Origin of the sequence: Brucella lupini, from assembly GCF_002252535.1 — a bacterium.
GTDB lineage: Bacteria > Pseudomonadota > Alphaproteobacteria > Rhizobiales > Rhizobiaceae > Brucella > Brucella anthropi.
In genome coordinates this window covers 232,819-252,392 of record NZ_NNRN01000062.1, presented here as the reverse complement: position 1 = coordinate 252,392, position 19,574 = coordinate 232,819, and the positions used below count along the sequence as shown (strand labels likewise).

The following is a 19,574-nucleotide window of genomic DNA, read 5'->3' as shown; positions in this document are numbered from 1 at the left end:
AGTCGAAAGAATCAATGCTCAATATCAGCGTCCGCCAGCTCCATTACTTTATGGCCCTTGTCAAAGCGGGGTCCTTTTCGCGTGCAGCTGAGGTCGTGGGCATTACCCAATCGACATTAAGTGCAGCTATTCAGGCGCTTGAAACAGAACTTGGCGTAACGTTGATTGATCGTTCTGGCAGACGAATGCAGCTTTTGCCTGCCGGTGAAGATTTTCTGGCACGCGCTCGTACGATTATAGCCCTCATTGAAGAATTGCCCGAACACGCGCGACAAGCTGAACGACCGCTGACGACCAGACTGCGAATGGGCGTCATTCCGTCGATAGCGCCTTTTCTGCTGCCTAAAGTCCTGCCTGCGACCGCTAAAGCCTTTCCCGAATTGCAATTGACCATTCGTGAAGGTCTCACTCGGTCGCTGCTCGACAGCTTGCGTTCAGGTTCGCTCGATGTAGCACTGGTCGCCCATCCCTACGACCTCGATGAATTTGAGATAGCAGAGCTTGGTCGGGACATCTTCTATCTGGCAGTACGGCGCGATCATGCGCTGGCCAATCGCGATCAGATCGATGCAGACGACCTGCAAGGCCAGCCGTTTCTGCTGCTGGAAACCGGGCATTGCCTTCGGGAACACGTCATGGCCGCCATAGGGTCCACACCGGCCCAAGCAAGCGGTGACGTTCATGCCACATCCATCATGACGTTGGTGCAACTTGTCGATTTCGGGATGGGTGTTACGCTGCTGCCTGAAGTGGCGGTCAAAGCCGGAGCCACGCGCGGAACGGAGCTGAGCATCGTTCCTTATGAGGGCAAGAACAATTATCGGTCACTGGTTCTCGTCTGGCGCTCCAACGCCGCCCGCCGCAACGAGTTTCAGCTCTTTGCTGACCATCTTCGCGGCAAGTGCATGAAGCCGGCCTAGAGAATTCCCCAGGCGCGAAACCGTCCGCGCCCGGTAACTTCTCTCAGATTGAGTTCCGAGATCAGCTTCAAAGCCCCTTGCTGCGTAACCTGCAGTTCCTTCTCCACCATCTGGCTGGAAATAACGGGACTGCGCAGAACCATATCCATCAGTTGCGGCAATCGCGAATTGGACCTGCGCCCCTTGAGCTTACGCTGCATCTGTTCGCGCGCCAGCAGCAGCCGGTCATGCTCCTTCATGGTCGTATCGGCTGCATCTTCGATACTTTCAAAAAACGCCCTGAGACGGACAAGACGGTTAGGTGAGCGTCGTTCATCCGGTCGTTTCGCGCGGAGACCAAGACTGATTGCTGGCAAATGACCGATTGCAAGGCCACTCTGACGCAAGAAGGCGGCAGTCAGCAACCGACCAATCCATGACGATCGCTGCACAACTTCCAGAGAAAACCACGCGTCGTGGATCAATGCGGCGCGCATAAGGGGCGGCAAATGCCTTGTCGCTGCAAGACAGCCTCGCCATTCCTGCAAACGCGCATCCTCATCCCAGTCGTCGTCGTAGAGTAACGTATCGCGCGCGACGACTTCCGGCTTCGACCTGTTTGAGACAGTTCCCTTCAAAAGAGCATCAGTTCGCGCAAGCAAATTGTCGATGTCATCAAGCAGCGGATCAACATCATCGTCGTCCATTGCCCCGGATGGCTCAATTCCAGAGGGCACGGTATCAACCGTGCGGCCAAGCAATTGCTGAACACCAGCAGGGTCAAGAGCCCAATCTGCAGGTCTTCCAGCAATCTGCCGACGCATGCGCAAAACCGCATGTGCGATGGTCAGGGCGTGACTAGGCATCCGGCTGTCCATCAAGGCATCATGCAAGACCAAGTCTTCCATATGTACCAGTTCGCCTTCAAGCCACATCGAAGCGACGGCATCGTGCATATGCATTCGCTCGAGCATCCCTTTGCGAATGGGCGAGCGCAAAAGTCGTTCGTCGAGCCGCACCAGAGCCGCCGTAGCTTTGCTCACGGGTACGAAAAATTCTCCGAACGGCAAATCATCGATCTTGTAGGCCATGCCCCGCATATCGCAGCCGATTGCGAGAAAAGGCAAACAAAATTACCGCCTTATCCGAGAACTTCCGCAACTTTGACAGTGCGGTCTTCCCTGACCGAACGAAGTGCCGCCTCAGCCAGAGCCAAAGCTTGCAATCCATCTTCGGCTGAAGGATGCGGCGCCTTACCGGTGTCCACCGCATCGATAAACGAGGCGATTTCCGCTGCATAAGCAGCCGTGTAGCGGGTCATGAAGAAATCATGCAATGGTGGACGGTTATAACCGTCTTTAGAAGCGATTTCTATCGAGATCGGACGCTGGTTTTCCGCCGAAACAGCACCGAGCGATCCATGGACTTCAATGCGCTGATCATAGCCATAGGAAGCGCGGCGCGAATTGGAAATGACGCACTGGCGACCGGAAGCAGTCGTCAAAATGACGCTTGCACTATCATAATCGCCAAGTTCTCCAATTTTCGGATCGACCAGCACCGAAGCCGAGGCCGATACGTTCTCGATTTCCTCACCGAGGAGAAAACGCGCCATGTCGAAATCATGGATCGTCATGTCACGAAAAATGCCGCCGGATACCTTGATATATTCAGCGGGTGGCGCACCCGGATCGCGACTGGTGATCGTCACCATTTCAACATTGCCGATGCGCCCATCTTTGATGGCTTTGTGCACTGCTGCAAAATGCGGATCGAAACGGCGATTGAAACCCAGCATCACTTTCGCGCCAGTTTCTCGAATGACATTGAGGCAGGCTCTAACGCGCGCTATGTCAAGATCAATCGGCTTCTCACAAAAAACAGCCTTGCCGACGCGAGAAAACCGTTCAATAAGATCGGCGTGGGTATTGGTCGGCGTGCATATCAGCACTGCGTCCACATCGTCTGATTGCTCAATAGCGTCGATACTGCGGACTTCCGCACTGGCAGAATCAGCAATTGCTCGCGCCGCCGCCTCATTTGCGTCTGCGACCGCGACCAATCGGGCCCGCTTGTCCGCAGCGATTGCGCCTGCGTGAACCTTGCCGATACGGCCCGCGCCGAGCAGTGCCAGACGTGTCACCATTGCCTCATCCTCCCAGGAAACGGCCATCTTCAGTCAAACGAAGATATACTATAGAATATTTATTCTATTTTGCTAGAATGTGACATAAAGATTGTCAAGAGACCATATCGAAAGGCCACTGATGGATTCCCCCGCCCCGTCATCAATCAACGTTCCGACGAATATCAAGGAATTCGAGGCGAAGCTGCTGGAGGTTTCCGACCGTTTGCCGAAGAGGCTGAAACAGTGCGCCGATTTCGTTGCCGCCAACCAGGACCGTATCGCTGTGTCGACCGTCGCCGAGATGGCCGAAGGTGCGGGTGTGCAGAGCTCAGCCTTCATGCGTTTCTGCCAGATCATGGGTTTCTCCGGCTTTTCGGAGATGCAGAAGCTGTTCCGGGATTCCTATGCGGGCGGCTGGCCTGACTATTCAACCAGATTGCAACATTTGCGAGAAACGGCGACCGGCAGCGCCCCTGCCCTTCTTGCCGAGTTTGCCGAAGCAGGGCGCACGTCTCTTGAAGGGCTACTCAAAACCATTGATCCAGATGCACTCGAAAAGGCCGTTCAGCTTTTAGCCAGCGCGCAGACAATCCACATTGTCGGCATCCGCCGTGCTTTTCCCGTCGCGAGCTACCTGGCTTACGCGCTGGAGAAGATGCAAGTGCCTGCCATGCTGCACAGCGCTGTCGGCAAACTGGAGAACCTGCATGCTATTCGCGAAGGTGATGTGCTTCTGGCGATTACCTTCTCCCCCTATTCACCGGAAACGGTCGCAATGGCCGAAACTGTCGCTGCGCGTGGTATCGACGTCGTCGGCATCACTGACACGTTTGTCAGCCCGATGAGTAAATCCGCCAAACAGACATTGCTCGTTTCAGAGGTGGATTTCGGCGCCTTCCGCTCACTCTCCGCAACGCTTTGTCTTGCTATAGCGCTCGCTGTAGCCGTAGGCACCGCACGTCAAAGCGACTGATCCTTCCCGTGCATATTCCATTTTTTAGTTGAAATGGAATAATAAATCCATTTTAATCAAAAATGGAATAACTGCTATGTGTGCATGAATTCTGCACAGCCTTGCAGCAATAAGAAAATAGCGAGGGAGGATTGTAGTGAAGCGGCTCGACTTGATAACGATTGGCCGATCTTCGGTTGACCTGTATGGCGCACAGGTTGGCGGCCTTCTGGAAGACATGGCCTCCTTCAACAAATATGTAGGTGGCTCTCCTACCAATATCGCAACCGGGACTGCACGGCTGGGCCTTAAATCCGCACTTATCACCCGTGTTGGTGACGAGCATATGGGCCGTTTTCTGTTACGCGAGCTGGAACGCGAAGGCGTGGACACACGCGGTATCGTCACCGATCCCGAACGCCTGACCGCGCTCGTTATTCTCGGCATTCGCGATCAGCAGCATTTTCCACTGATATTCTATCGCGAGAATTGTGCCGACATGGCATTGTGCGAGGACGACATCGATCCGGTCTTCATCGCCGAAGCTGGCTGTATTCTGGTTACAGGCACACATCTATCACATCCGAAGACAGAAGCGGCTGTTCTGAAAGCACTCCGTCTTGCTCGCGACAATGGCAGCCGGACGGCACTCGACATAGACTATCGCCCCAATCTCTGGGGGCTTTCCGGTCATGGCGACGGCGAGAACCGTTTTATCGAATCCGCAGCTGTTACGACCAAACTGCAATCGACCCTGCATCTGTTCGACCTGATCGTCGGCACGGAAGAAGAGTTTCATATTGCTGGCGGCTCGACAGACACGCTTCAAGCGCTGAAAGCCGTGCGCGCAGTAACGGACGCTGCACTGGTTTGCAAACGCGGCCCCATGGGAGCCGTGGTTTTCGAAGGCCCAATCCCTAACAGCCTCGACGAGGGACAGAGCGGCGAAGGGTTTCCAATTGACGTATTCAACGTGCTTGGTGCGGGCGACGGGTTCATGTCCGGGCTTTTGCGCGGTTGGTTGAAGGGCGAAGACTGGCCTACCAGCCTCAAATTAGCCAATGCCTGTGGGGCCTTTGCAGTCTCGCGACATGGATGCACGCCAGCTTATCCGAGCTGGGAAGAGCTCCAGTATTTTTTCCGTACCGGCATTCGCAACAAGGCTTTGCGCAAGGATGCCGCGCTGGAGCAGATTCATTGGTCCACCAATCGCAACGGCCACTGGCCAAATATGCGCGTTTTTGCCTTTGATCACCGTATTCAACTGGAAGAAATGGCCGCCGAGGCGAGCGTTTCAACGGAAAAGATTGGCGAGTTCAAACAGCTTTGCCTGAATGCGGCCTTGCAGGTGGCAAACGGGGATGAGGGTTACGGCATATTGTGTGATGGTCGACTGGGCCGCGATGCTCTTTACCGGGCCGCCGGTTCGGGCTTGTGGATCGGACGTCCGACCGAATGGCCCGGTTCGCGTCCGCTCAAGCTGGAACCGGAACTCGGACCAGACTGCGGTGGACTGGTCGAGTGGCCTGTCGAGAATGTAGTGAAGTTGCTATGCTTCTACCATCCGGATGACACAACTGAATTCAAGGCAGAACAGGAAGAAACTGTTTCACGTCTTTTCGCAGCCGCACGGCGCAACCGACTGGAATTCCTGCTGGAAGTCATCCCATCCAAAGCAGGTCCCGTCGATGACGACACAACTGCGCGTGTGATCGAGCGGTTTTATGAAATCGGCATCTATCCCGACTGGTGGAAGCTAGAACCCATGAAGACCAGAGCGGCCTGGGCCAATGCCTGTGACGCGATCATACGCAATGATGCACACACACGTGGCATCGTTGTTCTGGGGCTGGACGCGCCTGCCGAAGAACTGGAAGCCAGTCTTGCAATTGCTGCCGAATTCGATCTCGTCAAGGGCTTTGCTGTGGGACGTACGATTTTTGGTGACGCGGCACGCAAATGGCTGAACGGTTCGATCAGCGACGAAGAAGCAATCGCCGACATGGTGATGCGCTATCGTGGCCTTTGCAACGTCTGGGACAGCGTGCGTACATATTGAATTCGTTCTGCCGGGAGGAAACTGGAGGAGCTATGAAGACCGTTCGATTAACCGCCGCACAGGCATTGGTGCGCTACCTCGCCAATCAGATGACGCCGGATGGTGAGACCTTTATCGCAGGTGTTTGGGCTATTTTCGGCCACGGAAACGTGGCCGGACTTGGCGAGGCCCTCCATGGCATTCGCGACGAACTGCCAACATGGCGCGGCCATAATGAACAGACCATGGCCCATGCAGCCATTGCCTATACCAAGCAGCTTGGCCGCAAGCGTGCTTGCGCCGTCACCTCCTCCATCGGCCCCGGCGCAACAAATATGGTCACTGCAGCAGCTCTTGCCCATGTGAACCGCCTACCAGTTCTCCTCATTCCCGGCGACGTCTTTGCCAATCGTGGACCTGATCCCGTGCTGCAGCAGATCGAAGACTTCAATGACGGCACTATGACCGTGAATGACTGTTTTCGTCCGGTTAGCCGCTATTTCGACAGGATCACCCGGCCTGAACAGCTTCTCACTGCCCTGCCCCGCGCCTTCCGCACCATGACCGATCCTGCTGATTGTGGGCCGGTTACGCTTGCTTTCTGTCAGGATGTGCAAACGGAAGCATATGACTGGCCGGAAGAGTTCTTTGAACAGAAAGTCTGGCACTGGCGCCGTCCACCGCCCGATGAGAATGAACTGAATGCCGCAGCGGCAGCAATCAAGGCAGCGCTTAAACCCGTTATCGTTGCAGGCGGCGGAGTGCACTACTCCGGCGCTCACGAAGCGTTGCACAATTTTGCCGAAGCACATGGCATTCCAGTCATCGAGACACAGGCTGGCAAATCGGCGCTACCGTGGGATCACCCGCTCAATTTTGGTCCGGTTGGCGTGACTGGGGCAGACAGCGCCAATGCTATCGCGGCGGAAGCCGATCTTGTGATCGGCGTCGGCACACGCTTTCAGGACTTCACGACCGGATCATGGGCGCTGTTCAAACATCCCGGGCGCAAGCTTCTCTCGCTAAACGTCCAACCCTATGACAGCTCCAAGCACGGTTCGCTTCCATTGGTTGCCGATGCAAAGATTGGCCTTGAAGCGCTCTCGAAAGCGGTTGGCAGCTATAAGCGCCAACCTGCGGACACAGCGTTGAAAGAAAAATGGTTTGCGGCGGCAGACGGGTTTACCGCTGCCCCCAGTGACGGCAACGCTTTGCCAACCGATATGCAGGTGATCGGCGCGGTACAGCGTCAGGCACAAGAGAACACGATCGTCATGTGCGCGGCAGGCACCATGCCGGGCGAACTGCACCAACTCTGGAAAGCCGGTCGCCCCATGTCCTACCATATGGAGTATGGCTTCTCCTGTATGGGTTATGAGATAGCTGGCGGCCTTGGTATCAAGATGGCCGAACCGGATCGAGACGTCATCGTGATGGTCGGCGACGGCTCTTACATGATGGCCAATTCCGAACTCGCCACTGCCGTCATGATGGGGCAGAAGATTACGGTCATTATTACCGACAATCGCGGTTTCGGTTGCATCAACCGGCTGCAGATGGCGACTGGTGGCGCTGAGTTCAACAACCTGCTCGACCATTCGAGCCACGTGAACCCGTCGCACATCGATTTCGCCGCCCATGCCGGAGCTATGGGTGCCGATACGAAGAAAGCAGGGTCGATCCGCGAGCTGGAAGAGGCTTTGGCGGAAACCCGCAACAGCCCGCGAACCACTGTCGTCATTATCGATACCGATCCTTACCCGACCCCTGAAACTGGCGGTTGGTGGTGGGATGTCGCGGTGCCGGAAGTCTCGGAGCGCGAACAGGTACGTGCTGCGCGTAAAGATTATGAAGCCAAGCTCAAAGAAAGAAACTGACCGATGATCCTCTATGGCACCAATCCTATCGCCTGGTCGAACGACGATGATCGCAACCTCGGTGCGCATATCACTCTGGATCAATGTCTCGATGAAACCGCCGAGATCGGCTTCGACGGAATCGAGAAAGGTCACAAATTTCCGCAGGAACCGGCTGCACTCAAAGCCGTGCTTGAACCTCGCAAGCTTCGCTATGTATCGGGCTGGCATTCGCTCAATCTGCTGGTGAATTCGGTCGAAGAAGAAAAGAAGGCAATGCAGCCCGCGCTCGACCTCCTGAAGGCGATGGGCTCGAAGGTCATCATTGTTTGCGAAACGTCGAATGCCATTCACGGCGATAACGACAAGCCGCTGTCTGAGCGTCCAGTGCTGGAAGAAGCGCGCTGGGAAGAATTCGGCGCGGGCGTCGAAGCACTGGCAGAACATGCCGCCGCCCAAGGTATCGCGCTTGTCTACCATCATCACATGGGAACGGTAGTGCAGAGCGAGGACGAGATAGATCTTCTGATGCAGCATACAGGACCGTACGCGAAACTTCTTCTCGATACAGGTCACTGCCTGTTCGGTGGTGGCGACCCGGAGCGGGTTGCGAAAAAGCATATGGACCGCGTCGGACATATCCACGCCAAGAACGTTCGCCCGGCGATGGCCACTGAAGTACGCGACCAGAGCCTGTCGTTTCTGGAGGGGGTCCGTCGCGGCGTCTTCACTGTTCCGGGCGATGCGGATGGCGGCGTCGACTTCATACCTGTACTGAAAGTTGCTGCTGATAAAACCTATCAAGGCTGGCTGGTGATCGAAGCAGAACAGGACCCCGATATTCGTAATCCGTATCAGTATCAGTCACTTGGGCTAAAATCGCTGAAATCATTCGCACACGAAGCAGGACTCGACAAAGGAGACTGAGACATGGCCAATTTGTTGCGCAAGCCCAACGGCACGCATGGCAAGGTCCACGACATCACTCCGGAAAGCGCCAAATGGGGTTATGTCGGGTTCGGGCTCTATCGTCTCAAATCCGGCGAGAGTGTCTCCGAAAAGACTGGATCGACGGAGGTGATCCTTGTTCTTGTGGAAGGTAAGGCAAAGATTTCCGCTTCTGGCGAGGATTTCGGCGAGATGGGCGAGCGCATAAACGTGTTCGAGAAACTGCCGCCACACTGCCTCTATGTGCCTGCTGAAAGCGACTGGCATGCAACCGCCACGACAGATTGTGTTCTGGCTGTTTGCACCGCACCGGGCAAGCCAGGCCGTAAGGCACAGAAGCTTGGGCCGGAAAGCGTGACACTTGAACAACGCGGAAAAGGTGCCAATACCCGCTTCATCCATAATATCGCAATGGAAAGCCGCGATGTTGCCGATAGCCTTCTTGTTACCGAGGTATTCACACCGCAGGGAAACTGGTCGTCCTATCCACCCCACAGACACGACGAAGACAATTTTCCGGATATGACCTATCTGGAAGAGACCTATTATCACCGTCTCAACCCGGCGCAGGGCTTCGGCTTCCAGCGTGTTTTCACCGAAGACGGAAGCCTTGATGAAACCATGGCGGTCTCTGACGGAGACGTCGTGCTTGTACCAAAAGGCCACCATCCATGTGGCGCGCCCTATGGCTACGAGATGTATTATCTCAATGTGATGGCCGGTCCCTTGCGCAAATGGCGCTTCAAGAACCATCCCGACCATGACTGGATTTTCAAACGCGACAATCCGTAAACAGAAAAGCCCCGGATCCGGGGCTTTTCAATAAGCTGTCGTTCGTCGCTATCGGCTGGCTGGCAGCGCATTGTTCGCCCGCGATGCATCGATGCTCAGGGGACCAGGTCCGGCAATAAACAGATAAAGAAAAATGAAGCAGAACAGGATTGCAGCAACACCGCCATTCTGGCCTGGGAAAAAGCTTTGGGATGCATGACCAATGAAATAGGCGCATGCCATCAAGCCCGAGAGAATGAAGGCAGAAAACCGGCTGAAAAGACCGATTAGCAGCGTGAAGCCCAAAACAAGCTCAAGGACACCCGCGGTCCACGACAATGAGAACATTGCTGGCGAACGGCCTGAAGGAAAGCCAAGTATCTTCTCCGTACCATAACTGAAGAGTACAAGAGCTGCCACGATACGTAAAATACTGAGCATGATCGGTTGATATGCAGCTGTCCATCCGTTTGCCGACATAGGCTTCCTTCCTTCAAATGAAACACTATGCCAGCATATTATTGCGGCCTGCATTAGTTAAATAAAACACATTCACGAGTACGTTATCAGGGCCTCTCAGCTAAACCGAAACAAACAGTTTAGGAAATTAGGCGTTCTTTGTTTCTGTCCTCTCCTTGCTTATCTCGGGCTTAAACGCGCGATTTTTCTCAGATCTTCCACCGCACCGGGTGCAGCCACGAAAACCTTGTTGCCTTTGGTGAGCTGTTCTCCGTCTACCGGAAAAGGATGCACATAACCTCCCGCCTCACGCACGAGACAGAAGCCCGCCATGCAATCCCAGGCATGCATATAAGGCTCATAATATCCGACCAGCCTGCCAGCCGCGACATAAGCGATCATCAGTGCGCCTGAACCATTACGGATAAAGGTTCCGCCCGCCTCAAGCAGGTCTTCTACGATTTTTGCAACAACCTGTGGTGTTACGTAGTTGTTGGCGCCGATACCCGTCACCGAATTACGGATCGTGCGGCTCGGATCGAGGACCAGCTTCTTTCCATCAAGTGTTGCACCCAAGCCTTTTGCCGAAGCATAGAGTTCGTCGAAGCACGGCGCCTGGATTACGCCAATGACGGGCTCGCCGTCTTTCAGAACGGCAATGGAAACACACCAGTTCGGCATACCGTTGACGAAAGGACTGGTGCCGTCAATAGGATCCACAACCCATGTGTAACCCGAAGTGCCTTCATTCAACCCGTATTCCTCTCCCAGAAAACCATCCTGAGAAAACGCTTCCGACACACGGGCACGGATAAGCTGTTCAACGTCCCTGTCGGCAATCGACACTACATCCTGCGGATCGCGCTTGGTTTCGATAACCAGTGTTTCACGCTGCTTGAAATAGTCGAGAGCCTTGGCGCCCGCCTCGCGCGCGATCTTTTCGGCAAGCGCCAGCCGCGCTTCTAGTTCCTGTCGGGGATGGGAAGTCATGATGATTTTCCGATGAGAGATAAAGAAAGGCGCGACGTTTTTGCGCCTATTGATTGATAATGGCAAGTCCGCGCATTTTGAACTCGATCGATACATCGGTTTGCGGCGGCAGAGCCTCCTCGACCGCCGGATCGACAATGAAAAGCTTGCCGTGCTCGGTCTCGATTTCATACTCGATATGATCGCCAAGATAGGCCGAATGGGCTACACGTCCGGGAAATCCGCCGCCAGTCTTTGGCTGCAAGGTCACTGCGTTGGGCCGGATCGCAAGCTGCGCCGGACCTGGTCGAGCGTTGCGCGCGATAACCCGGTGGGTCAGGCTGCCCACACGAATGACAGCTTCGCCCCCATCTGCCGTCATCACCTCACACGGCACAACATTCGCCTCTCCCATGAAATCTGCGATAAAGGCTGAGGCCGGTGTTTCATAGAGATCACGAGGGCTTCCCTTCTGTGCGATATTGCCCTCCTTCATGACAATGATCGTATCGGAAACGGCAAGCGCCTCGTCCTGATCATGCGTGACATAGACGGCAGTGAACCCGAGCCTTTGTTGCAACTCACGAATTTCGGTCCTCACCCGACGGCGCAGGCGAGCATCGAGGTTCGAAAGCGGCTCGTCCAGAAGCAGAACCTGCGGTTCAAGCACAAGTGCGCGCGCTACGGCCACGCGCTGTTGCTGGCCACCCGACAGTTCTGCCGGAAGGCGATGCCCCATTCCTGCAAGACCGACGAGCTTCAGCCCGGCTTCCGCACGTTCGCGCGCTTCCGCTTTTTTCAAACCTGAAGATTCCAAGCCGTAGGCCACGTTGTCGAGCGAGTTCATATGCGGAAAGAGCGCATAGGACTGGAAGACCATGGACACATCCCGCTCATTGGCAGGCAGATTGGTCACGTCCTTGCCACCGATCAGAATGCGACCCGAAGTCGGATGTTCAAGCCCAGCCAGCAGCCGCAATGTCGTCGTCTTGCCGCAACCGGATGGTCCAAGGAGCGTCACCAGAGTTCCCGGCTCGACGGTCAGGGACAGATCGGGCAAGGCGGTAAAATTACCGAATTTCTTGGTGACATTTTCAAATGTAACAGAGCCGGGACGGATCGCAGTCATGCGGTTTTCTCCTGACGAACGGTTTTGACGGGGGGGACAGCCGCAACGCGGTTCTCGCGCCTGAGTTTGCGTTCACCCACGAGGAGTTGGAAGCCTGTAATGACCACGATCATCACGACAATCAGCATCGATGAATAAGCAATAGCCACGCCGAATTCACCGTTTTCGACCAGACCGACAATGTAGGATGTCGCCATGTTGTATTGCGCCGAAACGAGGAAAATAACCGCGCTGATGGACGTGATGGCACGCACGAAGGAATAGACCAATGCAGCTGTGATTGCGGGACGCAGCAGTGGCAGAATGACTTTGCGGATCGTGCGGAAGCTGTTTGCCCGCAACGTCAGCGAGGCTTCGTCGAGGCTCTTGTCAAGCTGGCTCATTGCGGCGATGCCGCCACGCACACCCACTGGCATGTTGCGGAAGACGAAACATGCAATCAGGATCAGCGCCGTGCCAGTCATTTCAAGCGGTGGCAGATTGAAAGCCATGATGTAGCTGACACCGATAACGGTGCCGGGAATTGCGAAGCTCAGCATCAAGGCGAATTCGAAGACGTTTCGTCCAACAAAACGCTGGCGAACGATCAGATAGGCCGTTAGCAACCCGACAGCAGCAGTCAGCGGAGCCGAAATCAGCGAGATTTCCATCGTCGTCCAGAACGAATTCCATGCCACACCGGTCCACGCAATGCCACTCTCTGTCCAATTGACGGAAAACGCCCGCGCGTAGTGCTCGACTGTCAATGTATTGTCGAGCCCCCACTGACGCACGAAGCCGCCGATAAGGATCATCGCGTAAACAACGATGGTGAAAATCATCCAAGGAATGACAAGGGCATAAACGCCGATCTTTAAGCCGCGTGGCAGCCCGGCATGCATACCGGAATCGCCTTTGCCGGTCACAGTTGCGAAGTTCTTGCCTGAGAGCCAGACGCGCTGGATCAGAAACGCAGTCAATGTAAAGCAGAGCAGCACGATTGCGAGAACTGCCGCGCGCGATGGATCGTTCTGCGCACCAACCACGGCAAAGAATATTTCGGTCGAAAGTACCCCATTGCTGCCTCCGAGCACCATCGGATTGCCGAAATCCGCCATACTTTCGATGAAAGCAATGAGAAACGCATTGGCAAGTCCCGGTGCCATCAGCGGCAGAGAAACCCTGCGAAACGTACGCCAGCGATCAGCGCGCAGAGTTTGAGATGCTTCTTCCATCGACGGTGACACACCCTCGACAACGCCGATAAGTACGAGGAAGGAAATCGGGGTGAAAGACAGGACCTGTGCGATCCATATGCCGGTGAGACCATAAAGCCACCGGCCTGGTTCCACGCCGAATATATTGGAAATCTGTTCCGTCACTACGCCTGCGCGGCCAAAAAGCAGTGTCAATGCAAGACCGACAACGAAGGGCGGCGTGATGATCGGTAATATGGTGAGAAGCCGTAAGCCTTTCTTGAAAGGGAAGCCTGTGCGGGTCGCAACCAGTGCAAAAGCAAGACCCAGCACTGTAGAACCAGTCGCAGTCATCAGAGCCAACCATAACGTGCGCCATGCAACGCCGCATCGCCCCTCACCTATAACGCAGGCCAGACTCCAGATCGAGGAATCTTGAATATTGCCGATAAACCCCTCAGGTTTGAAAGAACCGTCGAAATCCTGCACCGACCCGGCAAACATGCTGATAACAGGATAGAAGACGAATACAGCCACCAATGCGACCAGCAGGGTGATAGAGGAAACGACGAAGGCGTCCCCCTTCATCACACCGCGTTCCGCGAGACCAAACGAGAAAATCAGCAGAAAACAGAGCCCTGTCAGGATTGCTCCAGCGCCGAAGGCCGGCTGGCCGTCAGAAAGTGCGCCGAACAGGTTTTCACTGATGGTCCAGTTCCAGCCGGAAAAACCGATGGCCAAGCCTTGCAGCGTCAGGAAAAGTACACCAAGAAGGCTCGCCCATATCAGAACACCGCTCCGACGTTCAACAGGCAATAGCAAACGGGCACCGGCACAAAGCAGCATGAATACAGCAACAGCGCCAAGCCAAGGCCGCCCGAAGAAGGCTATCTGCCAAAGGCCGGGTGCCGTTGCACCATCACCGAACATTCCAGCGAGCCAGCCGAAGCTCAGAAAGCCGTCTTCTATGCGATACCACGGCAACAAGACAAATGCCGCGAGCGCAAGTGCCAGAACGGTATCCAGTCTGCGATTATGCTGTTTCATGGATGTCCGCGTCCCTCCAGATCGGGGATTTCCAAGGAATGGCTAGAGCATTTCCAGCAAAAGTGCGAAGCGGTTTTGCGCAGGATAATGCGTAGAAACAAAGAGATGGAGCATTTCCAATGATTCAATTTAAACTGGAAATGCTCCAGGTGCGCCGGCTCCTGCATATTTCAGGAAAACCGCTGCCTTGTTCCGTCATCCGGGTGCGTCGCACAACAAGAGCGGCGCACCCGGATTTCAAGCCAATGAAAGATCAGTTGGCGTGTGCACCGATTTCCTTATCCCAGCGCTCGAGCAGTTCCTTGCGCTTGGCGGGTTCGCCATAGGTCTTGAAGTCATAATCAATGAGCTTGATGTCCTCGAAGCGCGGGGATTCCTTTGGAACCTCGGCTGATTTGTTCGAAGGCAACTGGAAGGATTTCGCATCTTTCATGTGCGACTGCACTTCGGCGGTCAGCGCCCAGTCGTACCACTTCTTCGCATTCTCGAGATTCTTGGCGCCCTTGATGATCGACATGGAACCGATTTCGTAGCCTGTGCCTTCACACGGTGCGACTGACTTGACCGGGAAACCTTCTGCCGTCATCGATACTGCATCATGCATGAAGACGATGCCGATGCCAGTTTCACCACGCGCAGCCGACTTGACGGGAGCCGAGCCCGACTTGGTGTACTGCGATACATTTTCGTTGAGCTTCTTCAGATAATCATAGGCTTTGTCTTCACCCATGATCTGAACAAGCGTCGCCAGTGCCGTGTAGGCGGTACCGGAAGAATTCGGATTGGCCATCTGGATTTCGCCCTTATAGGACGCATCAAGCAGATCGGCCCAGCATTTCGGCTCTTTCAGGTTCTTCTTGGCAAGAATATCGGTGTTGTAACCCCAACCAAGCGCACCGGCATAAACGCCAACCGTGCGGAAGCCGGAGCTTTCGGCCTGTTTCTTGGCCCAATCGTTCAGCTGGTCGAGCATCGGGGATTTATATTCGAGCGTCAGCCCTTCAGCTGCAGCCTGAAGGTGCGGATCGCCGGTGCCTGCCCACCAGATATCTGTCTTCGGATTGCGCGCTTCGGCCCGCACCTTGGCATAGGTTTCACCGGAGGAAAGCCGCACCATGTTGACCTTGATGCCAGTATCCTTCTCGAACATGTTCTTCATCTGCTCACAGATGACCACGTCCGCGGAACAGATAAGATTGAGATTGCCTGCGGCCTGCGCAGAAAAAGCAAATGAAGATACACCTGCGGCCAGCGCCGCAACCAGAAATGCCGAACGCATTGTTTTCCTCCCTTTATACGGCGCCTCCACGCCGACGCTTTTGCAAGCGTGTGCACAGTGTTTGCCTTTTATGAAAGCCTGTCAATGCCTTTGTAAATTTTATTCTGAAATTACAAAAAATAATTCAATCATTCTGTTTTTGACTATCATTTGCACAGCCATGCAAACTTGTATCGATAAAAGAAAAAGGCGGCCGAAAGCCGCCTTTTAGTTATTGCCTGTCAGGAGATCAGCCGATTGCCATCAAGCTGGCATTGCCACCAGCCGCTGTGGTGTTGATCGAAGTCGAAACTTCTTCCAGCAACCAGTTGAGACAATAGGCATCCGGGTTGTTTGCCAGTTCTTCCGTGGAAGCGGCTTGCGTCAGAACCAACGGTCCGGGAAGCGTTGCAAGCTTCTTGTTGATCTCGACAATGCGTTCAGCGTTCCCTTCAACCAACGCTCCAGCGAACGGTGCGTCGGATTCCCAGTTATTCGTCCAGATCGTGCGCGCTGCGACTGAAGCTGGAACATCTTTCAGGACATTCCGCAAACCTGAAGCCTCGTCGACATACACAGTATTGCCCGTAGCGAGGGCAGCCGTCATCTGGCGATAAAGGCCTGCTTCCGTTTGCGGAACCAGCAGGATATTTCCACGCGGATGCAGCGCATAAAGATTGCGCTCGCCAACAGGGCCCGGCAATTCAAGGTCAAGACCGAGGGCCGAAGCGCTACCGGTGTCACGCGCAGCCTGAGCCAGATCGTTCATGCCGCGTTGGCCAAGCCATTTCGCAAAATCCTTGAGCGCTGGATCAGTGTGAACCGAGCTATGACGCGGCGGGATTGGAGCTGTTTCCACGAGACGTCCGAGATAGAGCGGACCACCTGCCTTTGGACCAGTGCCGGACATGCCGCGTCCGCCGAATGGCTGCACGCCGACAATCGCGCCAATAACATTGCGGTTGATATAGACGTTTCCGACACGGATACGATCCGCAACATTGGCGATGGTCTCATCAAGGCGCGTATGCAGGCCGAAAGTAAGCCCATAGCCGGTCGCATTGATATCATCGATCAGGCGCTCCATATCATCGCGCTTGTAGCGCACGACATGCAGAACCGGGCCAAAAACTTCCCGCTTCAGATCGCGAAGCGAATTGATCTCGACAATGGTCGGTGCAACGAAAGTTCCATTCTGGGTTTCAGGACCAAGCGGAAGCTGCTCAACCTTGCGACCGAGATCGCGCATACCCTGAACGTGCTTTTCGATGATGTTCTTGGCTTCATCGGTAATAACCGGCCCAATGTCCACCTTCAGCTTGTCGGTGCGGCCGATGGAAAGTTCCCTGAGCGCGCCCTTCAGCATCGTCAGGATACGATCTGCGACATCTTCCTGCAGGCAGAGAACGCGGAGCGCCGAACAACGCTGACCCGCACTGTCGAATGCCGATGCAATCACGTCGAACACGACCTGCTCGGCCAGAGCGGACGAATCCACGATCATGGCGTTCTGACCGCCGGTCTCTGCGATCAGCGGGATCGGTTTGCCGTTGGGCAACAGGCGCGAGGCAAGCTGAGCCTGAATGAGGCGCGCCACTTCGGTCGAACCGGTGAACATCACGCCGCAAGTCTCTTCCGCAGCAACCAGCGCGGCCCCAATGCGGCCATCCCCCGGCAGAAGTTGCAGCGCATCCGCTGGAATGCCAGCCTCGTGCAGGATGCGAACACCCTGTGCTGCAATCAGCGGCGTTTCTTCGGCAGGCTTTGCCAGCACGGGATTGCCTGCAACGAGTGCGGCTGCGATCTGACCGGTAAAGATCGCCAGCGGGAAGTTCCACGGGCTGATGCAGACGATAGGTCCAAGCGCTTTGTGGCCGACGCCCAGCGTACGACGGGTCTGCTCTGCATAATAACGCAGGAAATCGATGGCTTCGCGCACTTCAGCAATCGCGTTCGGCATGGATTTGCCGGCTTCGCGCATGATGAGGCCGAGCAGAACCGGCATATCACGCTGCATGATATCCGCTGCGCGCTCAAGACAAGCCGCACGTTCGGCTGGCGCAACCGCAGACCAACTTGCCGTTGCCTTCTGTGCCGCCTTCATGGCTTTCGCCACATCTTCTTCGGCGATCTCCGTCACCGTACCGACAACATCGTTCCGGTCACCGGGATTGAGAACCGAGCGGCTGGTGCCCTTTACCTTGGTTCCGGCAAGCTGAGGTTCCGATGTCCACACGCGGTCAGCGCTGTCTTTCAGAATCTTGCTGAGTTCAGCGAGCGTGACTTCGTTCGACAGGTCGAAACCGTCAGAGTTCTTGCGAGCGCCATAGAGATTTTCCGGCAGGGCAATCTGGTCATGGCGTGCTCCGACGACAGCCATTGAGCGAACGACATCAACCGGATCGGCGATCAGCTCATCGACGGAGACACTTTCATCGCCGATGCGATTGACGAAAGACGAGTTCGCACCGTTTTCGAGAAGTCGGCGAACAAGGTAGGCCAGAAGCGTTTCATGTGTGCCGACCGGCGCATAGATGCGGGCCGGACGGCCGAGCTTTTCGGCACCGACAACTTCGTCATAAAGCGGTTCACCCATACCATGCAGGCACTGGAACTCGAACTTTCCGGTTTTGAAATCCGGACCAGCCAAATGATAGATGGTGGCCAGCGTCTGCGCATTATGCGTTGCAAATTGCGGGAAAACGGCGTCTGTCGCCGCAAGGAGCTTGCGTGCGCATGCAATGTAGGAAACGTCGGTATGTACCTTGCGGGTAAAAACCGGGAAGTCTTCCAGACCGTCAACCTGTGCGCGCTTGATTTCGGCGTCCCAATAGGCGCCCTTTACCAGACGAACCATGACGCGGCGCTTGTTCTGACGGGCCATGTCGATGATGAAATCGAGCACGAACGGGCAACGCTTGCCGTAGGCCTGCACCACGAAGCCGATGCCTTCCCAATCTGCCAGATCCGGATCTTCGATCAGGCTCTGCAACAGATCAAGCGACAGTTCCAGACGGTCTGCCTCCTCGGCATCGATGTTGAGACCGATATTGTAGGACTTGGCGATAGCGGCCAGCGCCTTCACCTTCGGCAGCAACTCCCCCATGACGCGTTCGCTTTGCGCACGGACATAGCGTGGATGCAAAGCGGACAACTTGATGGAAATGCCAGGGCCGTCATAAATGCCACGACCGGCGGAAGCACGACCAATGGCATGAATGGCGGTTTCGTAATCCTTGTAGTAACGCTCGGCGTCGGCAGCGGTGGTCGCGGCCTCACCCAGCATATCGTAGGAATAGCGGAAGCCGCGTTCTTCCAGCGGCTTGGCGCGCTTCAAAGCTTCATCGATGGTTTCGCCGGTGACAAACTGTTCGCCCATCATCCGCATGGCCATGTCTACACCGCGACGAATGACAGGCTCGCCGCAACGAGCGATCAAACGTGTCAGGGCAGCTGACAGGCCGCGATCATTGACCGTGTTGGTCAGCTTGCCGGTAACGACAAGTCCCCAGGTTGCAGCATTGACGAAGAGCGAACGACCACCACCGATATGAGATTTCCAGTCGCCATTCGAAATCTTGTCACGGATCAAAGCATCACGCGTCGCCATGTCCGGAATACGCAGAAGGGCTTCGGCAAGGCACATGAGCGCCACGCCTTCCTGGCTCGACAGCGAATATTCATGCACCAAGCCTTCGACGCCTGTACCCTTGTGCTTGGCGCGCAGCGCTTCAATCAGCTTGCGAGCCGTGGAACGGACTTGCTTGGCTGTTTCTTCCGGCAAGGCGGCCTGTGCAGCCAGCGCGGAAACGCATTCAGCTTCCGGCCGGCGATAAGCGGCGGTAATCGCCTGCCTCAGTGCGCTTTGCTCGCGGATCGGCGGCGCAAAATTCTGGAAAACCGGATTGATAGGAGCGGGTATGGTGTCGGTCATGGTGCAATGCT

Annotated in this window: 14 protein-coding genes; 6 read left to right on the top strand and 8 right to left on the bottom strand. The window is 55.5% G+C overall.

Translation table 11 applies throughout. The features are described 5' to 3' along the window. The first annotated feature begins 14 nt into the window (after positions 1-14). The gene (locus tag CES86_RS24620; protein WP_012093192.1) at positions 15-920 is read left to right on the top strand and encodes a hydrogen peroxide-inducible genes activator; all 906 of its coding nucleotides are present in this window, start codon (positions 15-17) and stop codon (positions 918-920) included. Here the strand turns inward: CES86_RS24620 and CES86_RS24615 are convergent. After that, positions 917-1,990, bottom strand: a complete 1,074-nt coding sequence (locus CES86_RS24615) for an RHE_PE00001 family protein (protein ID WP_094515826.1) — start codon at positions 1,988-1,990, stop codon at positions 917-919. The genes CES86_RS24620 and CES86_RS24615 overlap by 4 nt on opposite strands. Before the next feature lie 50 nt (positions 1,991-2,040). Beyond that, positions 2,041-3,045, bottom strand: a complete 1,005-nt coding sequence (gene iolG, locus CES86_RS24610; protein WP_094515658.1) for an inositol 2-dehydrogenase — start codon at positions 3,043-3,045, stop codon at positions 2,041-2,043. Between the two features lie 121 nt (positions 3,046-3,166). Here iolG and CES86_RS24605 point away from each other — a divergent pair, with 121 nt between their 5' ends. The 5 genes from CES86_RS24605 to iolB all read left to right on the top strand — a co-directional run bounded on the left by CES86_RS24605 (position 3,167) and on the right by iolB (position 9,613). Next, a complete protein-coding gene (locus CES86_RS24605) occupies positions 3,167-4,000 on the top strand; it encodes a MurR/RpiR family transcriptional regulator (protein WP_010659022.1) in 834 nt (277 codons plus the stop codon). Between the two features lie 136 nt (positions 4,001-4,136). Beyond that, positions 4,137-6,038: a bifunctional 5-dehydro-2-deoxygluconokinase/5-dehydro-2-deoxyphosphogluconate aldolase gene (locus CES86_RS24600; RefSeq protein WP_012093195.1), complete on the top strand. Its 1,902-nt coding sequence runs from the start codon at positions 4,137-4,139 to the stop codon at positions 6,036-6,038. A gap of 32 nt (positions 6,039-6,070) precedes the next feature. After that, a complete protein-coding gene (gene iolD, locus CES86_RS24595) occupies positions 6,071-7,894 on the top strand; it encodes a 3D-(3,5/4)-trihydroxycyclohexane-1,2-dione acylhydrolase (decyclizing) (RefSeq protein ID WP_094515657.1) in 1,824 nt (607 codons plus the stop codon). 3 nt (positions 7,895-7,897) lie between these two features. Next, positions 7,898-8,800 carry a myo-inosose-2 dehydratase gene (gene iolE, locus CES86_RS24590; protein WP_094515656.1) on the top strand — a complete coding sequence of 301 codons (903 nt, stop codon included), beginning with the start codon at positions 7,898-7,900 and terminating at the stop codon, positions 8,798-8,800. Positions 8,801-8,803: 3 nt separating this feature from the next. Continuing rightward, complete coding sequence (gene iolB / locus CES86_RS24585) at positions 8,804-9,613, top strand: 5-deoxy-glucuronate isomerase (protein WP_012093198.1); 810 nt, start codon at positions 8,804-8,806, stop codon at positions 9,611-9,613. Between the two features lie 48 nt (positions 9,614-9,661). Here iolB and CES86_RS24580 read toward each other — a convergent pair whose 3' ends face one another. The 6 genes from CES86_RS24580 to putA all read right to left on the bottom strand — a co-directional run bounded on the left by CES86_RS24580 (position 9,662) and on the right by putA (position 19,563). Beyond that, positions 9,662-10,072 (bottom strand): DoxX family protein, encoded by a 411-nt coding sequence (locus CES86_RS24580; protein ID WP_094515655.1) that lies wholly within the window; start codon positions 10,070-10,072, stop codon positions 9,662-9,664. A 159-nt stretch (positions 10,073-10,231) separates the two neighbouring features. Next, positions 10,232-11,041 carry an inositol monophosphatase family protein gene (locus CES86_RS24575; RefSeq protein ID WP_012093200.1) on the bottom strand — a complete coding sequence of 270 codons (810 nt, stop codon included), beginning with the start codon at positions 11,039-11,041 and terminating at the stop codon, positions 10,232-10,234. Between the two features lie 46 nt (positions 11,042-11,087). Continuing rightward, complete coding sequence (locus tag CES86_RS24570) at positions 11,088-12,149, bottom strand: ABC transporter ATP-binding protein (protein ID WP_094515654.1); 1,062 nt, start codon at positions 12,147-12,149, stop codon at positions 11,088-11,090. Continuing rightward, positions 12,146-14,371 (bottom strand): ABC transporter permease, encoded by a 2,226-nt coding sequence (locus CES86_RS24565; protein ID WP_094515653.1) that lies wholly within the window; start codon positions 14,369-14,371, stop codon positions 12,146-12,148. The genes CES86_RS24570 and CES86_RS24565 overlap by 4 nt, the downstream gene beginning before the upstream one ends. Before the next feature lie 253 nt (positions 14,372-14,624). After that, positions 14,625-15,650 (bottom strand): ABC transporter substrate-binding protein, encoded by a 1,026-nt coding sequence (locus CES86_RS24560; protein ID WP_040128265.1) that lies wholly within the window; start codon positions 15,648-15,650, stop codon positions 14,625-14,627. A gap of 229 nt (positions 15,651-15,879) precedes the next feature. Then, on the bottom strand, positions 15,880-19,563 hold the full coding sequence (gene putA / locus CES86_RS24555; protein WP_094515652.1) for a trifunctional transcriptional regulator/proline dehydrogenase/L-glutamate gamma-semialdehyde dehydrogenase: 3,684 nt from the start codon (positions 19,561-19,563) through the stop codon (positions 15,880-15,882). Positions 19,564-19,574: the final 11 nt, after the last annotated feature.

Bases quoted from the DNA above. Each gene is read 5' to 3' on its own strand.
- CES86_RS24620 (WP_012093192.1), top strand. From the start codon at position 15: ATGCTCAATATCAGCGTCCGCCAGCTCCATTACTTTATGGCCCTTGTC.
- CES86_RS24615 (WP_094515826.1), bottom strand. From the start codon at position 1,990: ATGGCCTACAAGATCGATGATTTGCCGTTCGGAGAATTTTTCGTACCC.
- iolG (WP_094515658.1), bottom strand. From the start codon at position 3,045: ATGGTGACACGTCTGGCACTGCTCGGCGCGGGCCGTATCGGCAAGGTT.
- CES86_RS24605 (WP_010659022.1), top strand. From the start codon at position 3,167: ATGGATTCCCCCGCCCCGTCATCAATCAACGTTCCGACGAATATCAAG.
- iolD (WP_094515657.1), top strand. From the start codon at position 6,071: ATGAAGACCGTTCGATTAACCGCCGCACAGGCATTGGTGCGCTACCTC.
- iolE (WP_094515656.1), top strand. From the start codon at position 7,898: ATGATCCTCTATGGCACCAATCCTATCGCCTGGTCGAACGACGATGAT.
- iolB (WP_012093198.1), top strand. From the start codon at position 8,804: ATGGCCAATTTGTTGCGCAAGCCCAACGGCACGCATGGCAAGGTCCAC.
- CES86_RS24580 (WP_094515655.1), bottom strand. From the start codon at position 10,072: ATGTCGGCAAACGGATGGACAGCTGCATATCAACCGATCATGCTCAGT.
- CES86_RS24575 (WP_012093200.1), bottom strand. From the start codon at position 11,041: ATGACTTCCCATCCCCGACAGGAACTAGAAGCGCGGCTGGCGCTTGCC.
- CES86_RS24570 (WP_094515654.1), bottom strand. From the start codon at position 12,149: ATGACTGCGATCCGTCCCGGCTCTGTTACATTTGAAAATGTCACCAAG.
- CES86_RS24565 (WP_094515653.1), bottom strand. From the start codon at position 14,371: ATGAAACAGCATAATCGCAGACTGGATACCGTTCTGGCACTTGCGCTC.
- CES86_RS24560 (WP_040128265.1), bottom strand. From the start codon at position 15,650: ATGCGTTCGGCATTTCTGGTTGCGGCGCTGGCCGCAGGTGTATCTTCA.
- putA (WP_094515652.1), bottom strand. From the start codon at position 19,563: ATGACCGACACCATACCCGCTCCTATCAATCCGGTTTTCCAGAATTTT.